Origin of the sequence: Sphaerimonospora thailandensis (assembly GCF_016863115.1) — a bacterium.
Taxonomy (GTDB): Bacteria; Actinomycetota; Actinomycetes; order Streptosporangiales; family Streptosporangiaceae; genus Sphaerimonospora; species Sphaerimonospora cavernae.
On sequence record NZ_BOOG01000008.1, the window covers coordinates 64,790 to 77,798 of the forward strand.

Annotated in this window: 11 protein-coding genes; 5 read left to right on the forward strand and 6 right to left on the reverse strand. The window is 71.2% G+C overall.

Features of this window, described 5'->3' with window-relative positions; all coding sequences use genetic code 11:
- The first annotated feature begins 70 nt into the window (after positions 1-70).
- From Mth01_RS03455 to Mth01_RS03465, 3 genes are read left to right on the forward strand one after another with little or no spacing between them, the layout of a single operon-like run.
- A complete protein-coding gene (locus tag Mth01_RS03455) occupies positions 71-376 on the forward strand; it encodes a sugar ABC transporter permease (RefSeq protein ID WP_204011112.1) in 306 nt (101 codons plus the stop codon).
- Between the two features lie 16 nt (positions 377-392).
- Positions 393-2,015 (forward strand): glycoside hydrolase family 13 protein, encoded by a 1,623-nt coding sequence (locus Mth01_RS03460; RefSeq protein WP_204011114.1) that lies wholly within the window; start codon positions 393-395, stop codon positions 2,013-2,015.
- An 11-nt stretch (positions 2,016-2,026) separates the two neighbouring features.
- Positions 2,027-3,052 (forward strand): LacI family DNA-binding transcriptional regulator, encoded by a 1,026-nt coding sequence (locus Mth01_RS03465; protein WP_204011116.1) that lies wholly within the window; start codon positions 2,027-2,029, stop codon positions 3,050-3,052.
- Positions 3,053-3,224: 172 nt separating this feature from the next.
- Here the strand turns inward: Mth01_RS03465 and eda are convergent, their stop codons facing one another.
- From eda to edd, 3 genes are read right to left on the reverse strand one after another with little or no spacing between them, the layout of a single operon-like run.
- A complete protein-coding gene (gene eda, locus Mth01_RS03470; protein WP_204011118.1) occupies positions 3,225-3,845 on the reverse strand; it encodes a bifunctional 4-hydroxy-2-oxoglutarate aldolase/2-dehydro-3-deoxy-phosphogluconate aldolase in 621 nt (206 codons plus the stop codon).
- A 12-nt stretch (positions 3,846-3,857) separates the two neighbouring features.
- The gene (locus Mth01_RS03475; protein WP_204011120.1) at positions 3,858-4,838 is read right to left on the reverse strand and encodes a glucokinase; all 981 of its coding nucleotides are present in this window, start codon (positions 4,836-4,838) and stop codon (positions 3,858-3,860) included.
- Positions 4,835-6,844 (reverse strand): phosphogluconate dehydratase, encoded by a 2,010-nt coding sequence (edd, locus tag Mth01_RS03480; RefSeq protein ID WP_204011122.1) that lies wholly within the window; start codon positions 6,842-6,844, stop codon positions 4,835-4,837. The genes Mth01_RS03475 and edd overlap by 4 nt, the downstream gene beginning before the upstream one ends.
- Positions 6,845-6,898: 54 nt before the next feature.
- Between edd and Mth01_RS03485 the strand changes: the two genes are divergently transcribed.
- Both Mth01_RS03485 and Mth01_RS03490 read left to right on the forward strand, forming a co-directional pair.
- Entirely contained in the window at positions 6,899-8,113 is a 1,215-nt protein-coding gene (locus Mth01_RS03485) for an ROK family transcriptional regulator (RefSeq protein WP_204011125.1), read from the forward strand.
- Between the two features lie 101 nt (positions 8,114-8,214).
- The gene (locus tag Mth01_RS03490; protein WP_204011127.1) at positions 8,215-9,003 is read left to right on the forward strand and encodes an ion transporter; all 789 of its coding nucleotides are present in this window, start codon (positions 8,215-8,217) and stop codon (positions 9,001-9,003) included.
- Between the two features lie 124 nt (positions 9,004-9,127).
- Here the strand turns inward: Mth01_RS03490 and Mth01_RS03495 are convergent, their stop codons facing one another.
- From Mth01_RS03495 to Mth01_RS03505, 3 genes are all read right to left on the reverse strand, one after another.
- On the reverse strand, positions 9,128-9,382 hold the full coding sequence (locus tag Mth01_RS03495) for a hypothetical protein (RefSeq protein WP_239089320.1): 255 nt from the start codon (positions 9,380-9,382) through the stop codon (positions 9,128-9,130).
- 44 nt (positions 9,383-9,426) lie between these two features.
- Complete coding sequence (locus tag Mth01_RS03500; RefSeq protein WP_204011131.1) at positions 9,427-10,788, reverse strand: S8 family peptidase; 1,362 nt, start codon at positions 10,786-10,788, stop codon at positions 9,427-9,429.
- Between the two features lie 213 nt (positions 10,789-11,001).
- Positions 11,002-12,792, reverse strand: coding sequence for an LCP family protein (locus Mth01_RS03505; protein WP_204011134.1), 1,791 nt, complete (start codon positions 12,790-12,792; stop codon positions 11,002-11,004).
- Positions 12,793-13,009 lie beyond the last annotated feature (217 nt).

Below are 13,009 nucleotides of genomic sequence, written 5' to 3' on the forward strand. Positions count from 1 at the left end.
CACAACCAGATGCGGCGAGTCATCTCGGCCGTGGCTACCGCCGCGGCGCATCCTCTGCCGCACGATCGGGATGAACGTCATCCCCGCGACCGACGAGCTCGTGGGGCTGCACGACTACGTCGAGATCCTCACCTCCGCCGCGTTCGTCGCCCGCCTGGCCTGGACCACCGTCGGGACGACGGTGTGCGTCGCCCTGCACGTGGGCATCGGGCTGGGCATGGCGTTGCTGCTCAACCGGCCGATGCGCATGCGGTCGGTCTACCGGGCGCTGCTCGGGCTCGGACTGATCAACCAGCTTCCGTCGCTTGTCATCGCCTACCTCACCTCTGGTCACCGGCCTCACCGCCGGTGCCGCGAAGGCATGAAATCACCATGAGAATCGGGGGATAGAAATGACCGAAGTCGCTCTGCATCCATTGGCCCACCCATCGGCCACCCGCTGGTGGCGTGACGCGGTGATCTACCAGGTGTACGTCCGCAGTTTCGCCGACGGCAACGGCGACGGGATCGGTGACCTGCTCGGTGTGCGCAGCCGGTTGCGCTACCTGGCCGAGTTGGGGGTGGACGCGATCTGGTTGACGCCGTTCTATCCGTCGCCGATGGCCGACTTCGGATACGACGTGGCCGACTACCGCGACGTCGATCCGATCTTCGGGTCGCTGGCGGACGCCCGGGCGCTGATCGACGACGCCCACCGGCTGGGCCTGCGGATCATCGTGGACGTGGTCCCGAACCACACCTCCGACCAGCACTCCTGGTTCACCAAGGCGCTGGCGGCCGGCCCCGGTGCTCCGGAGCGGGAGCGGTACATCTTCCGGGACGGCAGGGGCGTGGCCGGCGAACTGCCGCCCAACGACTGGGAGTCGATCTTCGGTGGCCCGGCCTGGACCCGGGTCGCGGACGGGCAGTGGTACCTCCACCTGTTCGCCCCCCAGCAGCCGGACCTGAACTGGGAGCACCCCGAGGTGCACGAGGAGTTCGCCGACGTGCTGCGGTTCTGGCTCGACCTCGGCGTCGACGGTTTCCGGGTCGACGTGGCGCATGGCATGGTCAAGGCGCCGGGTCTGCCGGACGTCGGGCACGCCGACCAGGTGCGGATGATCGGTGCCGACGTGGTGCCGTACTTCGACCAGGACGGCGTGCACGAGATCCACCGGTCCTGGCGGCGCATCCTCGACTCCTACGAGGGCGAGCGGATCGGCGTCGCCGAGGCGTGGGCGCCGACCCCCGAGCGGCTGGCCGACTACGTCCGGCCCGACGAGCTGCACCAGGCGTTCAACTTCCACTTCCTCACCACTCCCTGGGACGCCGTCAGGTTCCGCGAGGTCATCGACGAGTCGCTCCGTACGGCCGGCCTGGTGGGCGCGCCCTCCACGTGGGTGCTGTCCAACCACGACGTCAAGCGGCACGTCACCCGGTACGGCGGGGGCGAGCGCGGCCTGCGTCGCGCCGGGGCGGCGGCCCTGCTCATGCTCGCGCTGCCCGGCTCGGCCTACATCTACCAGGGGGAGGAGCTGGGCCTGCCGGAAGTGCTCGACCTTCCGGAGGAGTGCCTGCGCGATCCGCAGCGGCTGCGCGACCCCGACAGCGGGCGCGACGGCTGCCGGGTGCCGCTCCCGTGGGCGGCGTCGGAGGAGCCGCCGTACGGCTTCGCCCCGCCGGGGATCTACGAGAGCTGGCTGCCGATGCCCGCGCAGTGGCGGGACCTCAGCGTCGAGGCCCAGCTCAGGGACGGGGCGTCGATGCTCAGCATGTATCGGGCGGCGCTGGCGATCCGGCGCGGCCGCCCCGACCTCGGCGACGGCCCACTGACCTGGCTGGACGGTCCGCCCGGCACGCTGGCGTTCACCCGCGGCGGCTCCTTCGTCTGCGTCCTGAACATGACGCACGAGTGGGTCGGGATCGGCGCGGCCCCGGGAGAACTGCTCCTGGCCAGTGGCGGGCCGGACAGGTCAAGCCCGGTAGAGGTCCGGCTGGCCCCGGACTCCGCTACCTGGTGGGACCTCGGTCGGTAAGGTCTGAGTCCATGAACCACACCACGCGGCTCGCCGACATCGCGGCTCAGGCAGGGGTGAGCGAGGCCACGGTGAGCCGCGTGCTGAACGGCAAGGCGGGGGTCTCCGCGGTCACCCGGCAGGCCGTGCTGACCGTGCTCGACCTCATGGGCTACGAGCGCCCCCAGCGGCTGCGCCAGCGCAGCAACGGCCTGATCGGGCTGGTCATCCCCGAGCTCGGCAACCCGATCTTCCCGGCGTTCGCCCAGGCGGTGGAGAAGTCGCTGACCCAGCACGGCTACACCCCGATCCTGTGCACTCAGGAGCCCGGCGGCGCCCCCGAGGACGAGTTCACCGAGACGCTGCTGGACCGTGGGGTTTCCGGCATCGTCTTCGTGTCGGGACTGCACGCCGACACCATGGCCCGGACGGACCGGTACACCCGTCTCACCGACCGGGGCCTGCCGATCGTGCTGGTGGACGGGTACAACGAGACGATTCCCGCGCCGTTCATCTCGCCCGACGACCGGCTCGCGGCCCGCCTGGCCGTACAGCACCTGGTCGATCTCGGGCACGAGCGCATCGGCCTGGCCCTGGGCCAGCGGCGGTTCGTCCCGGTCATCCGTAAGATTGAGGGTTTCCGGCAGGCGATGTCCCAGCTGCTCGGCCTGACCGCCGTCGACGAACTGATCCAGCACTCACTGTTCTCGGTCGAGGGCGGGCAGGCGGCGGCGGGCGCGCTCCTCGACCGCGGCTGCACCGGCGTCTTCTGCGCGAGCGACCTCATGGCGCTCGGCGCGATCCGCGCGGCACGTGAGCGCGGGTTGTCGGTGCCCGGGGAGGTGTCGGTGGTCGGGTTCGACGACTCGCCGCTCATGGCGTTCACCGACCCGCCGCTGACCACGGTGCGCAAGCCGATCCGCACGATGGCCGCCGCCGCCGTGCAGACGCTCCTGGAGGAGATCGGCGGCACGCCCGCCAAGCATGTGGAGCTCGTCTACCAGCCCGAACTCGTCGTACGCGGCTCCACAGGCTCGGGCCCCCTCGTCCATAGGTGACGCGGTTCATCGCTGACCGGGTGTCCCCCCGGGAAAGGGGCGGGCCCGTGACCGCCGGGTTACAAGGTCACGGGCCCAGGTTTCCATGAACGCGACACCGGGTTACGGGCGCGAGCATGGCCGCCGGCACCGCCGAGGGAGGATGGCTCGGCCGGCGAGGTCTGAGGAAGGTCTACGGAGATGTTCGCAGGCAGGCGGCCTCCGCGGCGAGTTTCTCGATCCGGGCGTAGTCGCCGGCCGCCAGCAGGACGGCCGGGGTGAGCCAGCTCCCGCCGACGCAGCCGACGTTGGACAGGGACAGATAGGACCGCGCGTTCGCCGGTGTGATCCCGCCCGTCGGGCAGAACCGGACATCCGGCAGCGGGCCGGACAGGGCCTTGAGGTAGCCGACCCCGCCCGCCGCCTCGGCGGGGAAGAACTTCATCTCCCGCACGCCCTGCTCGGCCAGCGTCATCGCCTCGGTCGCCGTGGCCACCCCCGGCAGGTACGGCACGCCGGCCGCGACCATCGCGGTGAGCAGCGACGGCGTGGTCCCGGGAGAGACGAGGAACCCCGCGCCCGCGCCGAGGGCGGCGGTCACGTCATCGGGCGTGCGGACCGTGCCGGCGCCGACGACGGCCTCGGGCACCTCGGCGGCGATCCGCCGGATGGCGTCGGCGGCGGCCGGCGTGCGCAGTGTGATCTCGATGACCGGCAGCCCGCCCGCCACCAGGGCCCGGGCGAGGGGCACCGCCGTGCCGGCGTCCTCGATCACGACGACCGGCACCACGGGGGCGAGGTCAAGAAGGCTCATGTCGGCTCCACATTAGATGACTTCCCTGGACGACTTCTGCGCGAGCCAGGCGGCCGCCCCGGCCAGAGCCGGCTGCCCGGCGACGATCAGCGAGGTGGCGACCGAGGAGAGATAGTCGCGCAACGCCGGGGCGCTCGTCTCGAACCGCTTCCGGAACGCGCTCGCCGAGATCCGGCCGGCGATCCTCGGCAGCACGCCGCCGCCCAGATAGACGCCGCCCCGGGCGCCCAGCGTGAGCGCCACGTTCCCGGCGAACCCGCCCAGCAGCGCGAGGAACACCTCGACGGTCTCGACGCACAGCGGGTGCTGCGACGCCACGATCCGCGAAGCGGTCCGCGCCTCCGGGGCGACCCCGCGTACCAGGGCCAGCCCCCGATGGAGCCGCGCCAGCCCGGGGCCGGACAGCAGGTGCTCGGCGTCCACGTACGGCAGGCCGTCGGCGCGCAGCGCCCGGACGACGTCGATCTCCAGGTCGGTCACGGCCGGGACCGACACGTGCCCGCCCTCGCCGGGCAACGGCACCCAACCCCCGCCGGACGGCACCTTGGCGTGCGCGCCGTACGGCACCAGCCCACCGACGCCGAGGCCCGTACCCGGACCGAGCACCGCCTTCGGCAGACCGGCCACCGGGGGCGGGCCGCCGAGCGGCACGAGATCGTCCCCCGCCAGGTGCGGCAGCGAGAACGCGAGCGCCTCGAAGTCGTTGAGCAGCACCGTGTGCGGGATGCCCAGCTCGGTCACCGAACCCGACCATCCCGCGTTGGTCAGCCGGTAGCGGTCGCCCTCGACCGGTCCGGCGATCGCCAGACACGCGGCCCCCGGCCGAACTCCGCCCGCATGTTCTGCGAGATAGGCGGCTACGGCATCGGCAAGGCCGAGATGCTGGGAAACGTTCAGTACGGCTACCGCCTCCGGCTGCCCGCCGGGGTGGGACACCAAACCGAACCGTGCGTTCGTGCCGCCGACGTCGGCGACCAGCCAGGGCAGCTTCATGCCACGTCTCCGAAGGCGTTCCGCGGGGCGTCCGCGGGGGCGTCGGCGCGCGTTTCGGCGAAGCCGGCGCGGGACGCGGACTCCACGACGTTTCCGAAGGCGTACCCGCGGCTGCCCGGCGCGCTCACCGAGAACACGCCGGCTCCGCGGTCGGCCGGCCCGACGGCGTGACGGAAGACGGCGAACAGCTCCCGCCCGGTGCCCTGCCACCGCTCGTCGCTCAGCGGGGCGCCGGCCAGGGTGGTGTCGGCCAGGGGGGCGCCGGGCAGGGTGCGGCCGGACAGGTCGGCGAGGACGGTGAGCGTCCCCGCCGAGGAGTCGAGGCGGATCATGTCGCCGTCGCGGAGCAGGGCGATCGGTCCGCCGTCGGCGGCCTCCGGCGTCAGGTGGATCGCCGAGGGGACCTTGCCCGACGCACCCGACATCCGGCCGTCGGTGACGATCGCCACCTTCCGCCCCCGGTCGAGCAGGACCGCCAGCGGCGGGGTCAGCTTGTGCAGTTCGGGCATGCCGTTGGCGCGCGGGCCCTGGTAGCGGACGACCGCGACGAAGTCCTGGTCGTCGAGCTCGCCGTCCTCGAACGCGCGCAGCAGGTCGAGCTGGTCGTCGAACACCCGGGCCGGGGCCTCGATCACCAGATGTTCGGGCTTGACGGCCGACACCTTGCTGACGGCCCGGCCGAGGTTGCCCGACAGGATGTGGATGCCGCCGTCGGGTGAGAACGGCTCGCTCACCGGGCGCAGCACGTCGCGCACGTCCAGACCGTCGAGACCGTCACCGCCTCTGATCGGGACGGCGGCCCGTTCCTCCCAGAGCAGCTCTCCCTCCTTCAGCACGGGAGCGCTCCGGTAGCGGTCCAGACCCTGACCTGCCACGGTGCGCACGTCGCGGTGGAGCAGCCCGGCGTCGAGCAGGGCCCCGATGAACACGGCCATCCCGCCCGCCGCCTGGAAGTGGTTCACATCCGCCTGCCCGTTGGGGTACATGCGGGCGAGCAGCGGCACGACCTTCGACAGGTCGGCCATGTCGTCCCAGGTCAGCGTGATGCCGGCGGCCGCGGCCACGGAGACCAGGTGCATGGTGTGATTGGTGGAGCCGCCGGAGGCCAGCAGCGCCACGACCGCGTTGACGATCGCCCGCTCGTCGATCACCTCGCCGATGGGGGTGTACTCCCCGCCATGCGGATTGATCTCGACGGCCCGGCGGGCCGCCGCGTCGGTGAGCGCGTGCCGCAGCTCCGTGCGCGGGTTGACGAACGTCGCACCCGGCAGGTGCAGGCCCATCACCTCCATGAGCAGCTGGTTGGAGTTGGCGGTGCCGTAGAACGTGCAGGTGCCGGGGGAGTGGTACGAGGCGGCCTCGGCCTCCAGCATCTCGGCCCGGCTGATCGCGCCTTCGGCGAACCGCTGCCGGGCCCGGGCCTTGATCTTGTTGGGCAGGCCCGAGGGCATCGGCCCGGCCGGGACGAGCAGCGCGGGCAGGTGGCCGAAGCGCAGCGCGCCGATGAGCAGCCCGGGGACGATCTTGTCGCAGACCCCGAGCAGCAGTGCGGCGTCGAACATGTCGTGGGACAGCGCGATCGCGGTCGCCATCGCGATCACGTCGCGGCTGTAGAGCGACAGTTCCATGCCGGCGCGCCCCTGCGTGATGCCGTCGCACATCGCCGGCACGCCCCCGGCGACCTGCGCGACGCCCCCGGCCGCGCGGACCGCCCGCTTCAGCTGCGCCGGATAGGTCTCGTACGGCTGGTGCGCGGAGAGCATGTCGTTGTAGGAGGTGACGATCGCCACCCCGGGCTTGGCCGTACCGCGCAGGTCGAGCTTGTCGGCGGCCGGGGCGGCGGCGAAGCCGTGCGCGAGGTTGGCGCACGCCAGGCGGCCGCGGGCCGGACCCCGCTCGCGAAGCTCCTGTCCCGCCCGTCCGATCCGGTCGAGGTAGTCGGCACGGCTCACCCGGCTGCGACGGCGGATCCGGTCGGTGACCCGGTTGATCACGTGATTCGTCACGGTAGGGAGCGTAGCGGGGAGTTATGTGTTCTTTCAAGCCTACTTTTGTAAGTCATGCTGAATAAGTCATTGAGCTTCGGTCAGTGGGTGTGCTTAACTTCGGGGGTGACGCGACTTGCGACCGCCGGTGAGGTCTTCCAGCTCATCAGGAGCGGGGAGGGGGTCACGCGTGCCGACATCGGCCGCATGACCGGACTGTCACGTCCCGCCGTCACCGCGCGGGTCGCCGAGTTGCTCCAGCGTGGGCTCATCGTGGAGGACGCCGAAGGCCCCTCCACGGGAGGCCGCCCGCCCGCCCGGCTGCGCTTCGCCGCCTCCGGGGGAGTGGTCCCGGTGGCCTCGCTCGGCGCGAGCCGTACCCAGATCGCGCTCTGCGACCTGGCCGGGGAGGTGCTGGTGCGCACCGATCTGGAGATCGACGTCGAGGACGGCCCCGATGTCGTGCTGCCCCTGCTCATGGACACCTGGGACAAGCTGCTCAACGGGTGGGACCTTGACGGGCGGGACACCGTCGTCGGCATCGGGCTCGGCGTCCCCGCGACCGTGGAGTTCGCCGCCGGGCGCACCGAGAGCGCCCGGGTCATGGCGAGCTGGACGGGCGTGGTCATCCCGCCGATCATCGCCGAGCGGTTCCCCGTGCCCGTCCTGGTCGACAACGACGTGAACGTCATCGCGATGGGGGAGCATCGCGCAGTGTACGCGGCCGAGTTCGACGATCTGCTGTTCGTGAAGGTCTCCACCCGGATCGGCGCCGGCGTGATCTCCGGCGGGACCATCCTGCGCGGCGCGCTCGGGGCGGCCGGGGAGATCGGCCACATCCCGGTCAGGGACGGCGGGGGAGTGCTCTGCCGCTGCGGCAACCTCGACTGCGTCGACTCGGTCGCCAGCGGCACCGCCATCCTGCGCGACCTGCGCGCCAAGGGCCGGGCGGTACGGTCACTCGCCGACGTGACCGCTCTCGTGCGGGCGGGCGACGCCGAGACCATGGCGGTGGTACGGCAGGCCGGCCGCCGGCTGGGCGAGGTGATCTCCGGCGCGGTCAACCTGCTCAACCCGTCCGTGGTGGTTCTCGGCGGCGACGTGGCCGAGATGTTCCAGCCGCTGGTGTCCGGCGTCCGCGAAGTGGTCTACCGGCGGTCGACCCAGCTCGCCACCCGCAGCCTGCGCATCGAGCGCAGCCGCCTGGGCGCGGGCGCCGGGATCACCGGCTGCGCGCTCATGGTCCTCGACCGGGTCCTGTCCGCCGACGCCATCGACCGCACCGGCTGAGTGTCGATCCGGGCATTTCCCGGCGCTTCTGACCGAACGTATGTCCACTAAAATCCTGGCGATCTAGACATAAGCTAGGTGTTCGATCTTCAGGAGAACGTGTGCGCGAGCGAGTCCGCCGCGTGGTCGAGTCGCGGCGGTTCCAGCGGCTCATCATCGTGGTGATCCTGATCAACGCGGCGACCCTCGGTCTCGAGACCTCGCCCTGGGTGCTCGCCCGGTACGGCATCGAACTGCACCTCGTCGACCATGTCGCGCTGTACGTCTTCGTGGCCGAGTTGCTCGCCAAGGGCTACGTCTACCGGTTGCGGTTCCTGCGCGACCCGTGGAACGTTTTCGACACGCTCATCATCGGCTTCTCGTTCCTGCCCACCGCGGGCGGGCTGTCGGTGCTGCGAGCGCTGCGCGTGCTGAGGGCCCTGCGGCTGATCTCGGTGGTGCCGTCACTGCGCCGCGTGGTCGCCGCGCTGCTGAGCGCCGTCCCCGGGATGACCTCGATCGTGGTGCTGCTCGGGCTGGTGCTCTACGTCGCCGCGGTCATGGGCACCAAGCTGTACGGCGCGGCCGCGCCGGAGTACTTCGGCGACCTGCCCACCTCGCTCTTCACGCTGTTCCAGGTGATGACCGGAGACGGCTGGTCGGACATCACCCGGGATCTCATGGATACCCACCCGTCGGCCTGGGCGTACTTCGTGGTGTTCGTCCTGGTCTGCACATTCGTGGTGCTCAACCTCTTCATCGCCGTGGTCGTGAGCGCGATGGAGGAGGAGAGCCGGGAGGAGCGTAAGGCGGAGCGCAAGGACGACGCCGCGGTGCTGGCCGAGGTCGCCGCCCTGCGCGCCGAGATCCAGGGGCTACGCCAGGCCCTCGCCGACCGCGTCCCCTCCTGATGCCCGACGGGCGGTTTCATGGTGAAGGAGTCTCGGTCGGTCATCGAGGAGCTTCGCGACCTGCTGCTCCAATGGAATCGCGTCAAGGCGGTCGTCGATCTCGACGATGCCGGCGCCGCCGCCGTCATTCGGGCCGGCCGTACGGTTCCATCGGTTCTATCGGGGGATCGGCGTAGGGTCCTGAGACCTCCGGGTGGTCCCCGGCCGTCCGCCGGCTCGCGTCCTCGGTCACCCGCATCGCGTACAGATCCTTGGCGGGATCGACGGGGATCAGGCCGTAGCCGGCGTCCACCTCGTCCTCGGCCAGATCGAGATGCCGCATCGCGGACTCCAGGCTCGCGCCGCGCGGGAGCCGTACGGTGATGAGTACTTTCCGCAATCTCGCTCCCCGCTGTTCGAGCCCGGGCCGTTGGCGGGACCGGCTCAGGCGGCCTTGGCCGCCCTGCGCCGCAGGGCCGCGATGACGCCCGCGGCGTCCACGACGCCGTACCCGTAGTCGTAGTCATAGCCTACGTCGCTGCGATCATCGGCGGTACGGCGCAGCAGTGTCCTGAGCTGGCTCGCCGACAGCTTGGCGGACGGCCACAGGGTGCGGACCGCGGCGACCAGCCCGGCCGCGACGGGACAGGCGGCGGAGGTGCCGGAGTCTGGTTCGTCGTCACCGAAGGCCTGAGAGCCGGCGAAATGGGTGTACGCGCAGAAGTCCGGCTTGCGTTCCGCGAGCCGGCCGGGCCCCTGAGAGGAGTAGCCGACCCGCTGCCCGTTCGTGTCGACGCCGCCGATCGACAGCACCTTGGGATGGGAGTTGGCCCCCACGATGGGCCGGTCGGGGAAGGCGCAACGGGAGTCCCGGCATTCCCGGCCGCAGTTTCCGGCGGCGAACAGGATGTCGGCCCCGGCCTCGGCGAGGCTGCCGATGATCAGGTTGAACGGGTGGGCGGGATTGTCCGAGTAGTTGCCCGGGTTGCCGGGTGGGAAGTCCCAGCGCGGGGAGAACGACCCCCAGCTGTTGGTGATCACGAGCGCACGTGACTCGGCCGGCTGGGCCTCCAGCACGTTCCGCAGGTGCGCGTACGCGGCGATCGCGTCGGAGAGCAGGCCGTCCAGTGTCGATCCGCCGCGACGGCGCGACAGCAGCACCGGCATGTCGAGGAGGGACGCATTGGGCGCTGAGATGAGCGCGTCGAACGCGCACATCGTGCCGTGGTCGACCGGATGCTCGCCCGGCTTTCCGGACACCCCGGCGGGACTCCAGCTCCGGTCCCTGTCGACGGTGATGTCATGCCCGAGGACGCGTTCGACGTGGGCGGCGTTGATCCCGGTGTCGACGACGGCCAGGGCGACTCCGCTGCCGTCGAGCCCCTCGGCCGCCAGGTCGGTCACGCGCAGCAGCCGCGCCACGTCGTGCCGGTCCCCGACGGCCGGGTCGTCGCCACAGGTGAGGCTGCTCTCGATGACCGGGTCGGAGTAGACGGCGACGACCTCTCCGCGGGTCATGGGCAGCAGCGAGACACGGGTGGAGATCTCGTCGTCGGCGATCTCGCCGCAGACCACGACGGACGCCTCCTCCGGGCGCATCGAGAAGGTCAGCGGCTGGCTGAGGGAGAGCGGGTCGCCACCGGGGGTGGCGGGAACCGGGCGGGGCACCGCGACGGGCGCGAACGAGTGGTCGAGGACGACGCCCGGCAGCCCGTCGGCGACATCGGAGGCGGTGACGGCGACGGTGGGGTCGGCGACCGCCGCGACCAGGTCGGGCGACGGGCGGAGCTGGATGAGAACGCGCATGTCGATTCACTCCGTATCTGTGCCGTGACGTGTTGTCACCACCTTCCTCCACGGGAAAAGCCGCGTCCACTCATTCCGATGATCAACCGGCACGCGTCGCCGCGAAGTCGTCCGGAAACCGCCCATAAGCCGCTCAGACCCGCTCAAAGCGGGCCAGAGCTAGTCGGAGCGGGTCAGAGCTAGTCAGAGCGGGTCAGAGCGGGTCAGGGCGAGTCAGAAACCGCACAGTTCATCGAGGCCCTTGGCCTCCCTGTCGTCGTTCGGCGTCGGGGTCCGCGTCGGCTGCGTGATCAGCCGGCTCCTGGACGGCGAGGGGTTCGCCGAGACCTGTGGCGTGGCCGCGCCCGCCGTCGCAGGGACGCCCGAGGGGGACGCCTTCGCCGCGACCGTGCGACGGTCGGTCATGGACTCGCGGATTGCCTTCAGAGTGAGCGCCCTGATCTTGTCCCAATTCGGGTTGCCCGGCCAGACCAGCGGCGGCACGAACTGCAAGCTGGTGATCTTGGCGTCCTTCGCCTTCAGGCCGAGCGGCACCAGGTGTTCCAGCAAGTCGCGCGGGATGTCCGTACGGAACATGTGCCGGGTCGCACCGGCGATCTTGGTGAAGTTGGTGAGCACGGTCGCCGGGTTGGCCTGCTGGGCGAGCGCGCCGATGACGCAGCGCTGCCGGCTCATCCGGGAGAAGTCGTCGCTGTCCACCCGGGACCGTCCGTACCAGAGCACCTCTTCGCCGGTCAGCCTGCGGTAGCCCGCCTTGATGGTGCCGGCGGTGCCGAAGTGCCCACCCCACTTGATGTCCCGCTCGACGCGCATCCGCAGGCCGCCCATCGCGTCGATCAGCCGGGCGAAGCCGAACATGTCGACCATCGCGTAGTAGTCGATTTTCAGGCCGAGCGTGTACCCGATCGCGTCCTTGAGTGCCTGTGCTCCCCGGTTCTTCCCGCCCATCACCTGCGGATTGTTGTCCGCGTAGTACCAGACGGCGTTGAGCAGGCCCTGCTCGGCGGTGAACCCGTCGGGGAACTGCTTGTGCAGCGGGCTGCTCGGGGGGAAGCGGACGTACTGCAGGTTGCGCGGCAGGCTGAACAGCACGGTGTTGCCGGTGGCGAGGTTGACGCTGGCCACGGTCATGGAGTCGGTGCGCACGCTCTCCCGGTTGCCCGCCGCGTCTCCGCCGATCAGGAGGAAGTTGATCCGCTTGCGCCCGTTCCACGGGTCTTCGGCCCTGATCGGAACGGGCGTCGGTCCGCTGCCGTCCGAGGGGGCCGTGATCGCGTCGAGCGTCTCGCCCACGGCCTTGACCGCGCTCGCGGTCAGCGCGAAGGGCGCCATCACCGACACCGACAGCACTCCGGCGACGATGCCGGACACGATCTGGCCGTTCTGGGACAGACGCCTGGGACGCAGCGTGACGTAGGACAGGACCATCAGGGTGAACCACGCGAGCGCGCACACCCCGGAGCCGATCATGATCGTTGTGAGCGTGCTCGACCTGATGACCGCGCCCGCGTCGCCGGTGAACCGCAGGCCGTACAGCACGATCGCGACCAGTACCACACCGAAGGCGGCCAGCAGCCCGAAACCGAGGCGGCGCCGGCCCGCCCGCAGGTGGGCGGCACCGGGGACCAGCGCGGACAGCGCGGTCCAGCCGATCAGCGAAGCGGTGGTGAGCGGCCGGGCGTAACGGGGACCGCGCGCCGCGGGGCCCTGCCCGGGACCGCGTGATCGGGACCCCTGGCGGGGATCCGGGCTCCGCTGCCCCTGCCCGCGTCGTCCCTGCCCGCGCTGCCCTGGCCCGTGTCGTCCCTGTCCGTCCTGGCCGTCGGTGCGTTGCCCGTGTTGTCGTTGCCCGCGCTGTTCTTGCCCTCGCGGCGGGGATGCCTGCGGTGTCTGCCGGGACTCGCCACCCTGCCCCGTGCCCTGCTGGGGACCCTGGTGGAGGCCCTGTTGGGGTTCCTGCTGGGGCCTCCGACGGGGACGCGGCCGCGGCTGTGTCTGTGACATGTCGCGGGTCTGTGACAGGTCGGAGACCTGTGACGTGTCGGGGGTCTGTGACGTGTCGGGGCCTCCGTCGGCCCGCTCCGCGTTCCTGCCCGCCGTTCGCCTCCTGGCCGATGATCGGCCCGCGCTCCGGCGCGCCGCGCGTTCCGGGCCGTCAGCCGGGTCAGCAGGCCCCTCGCCGCGCATGGTTCACCGCTCTCCATCCCTCCGTGAAACCTGG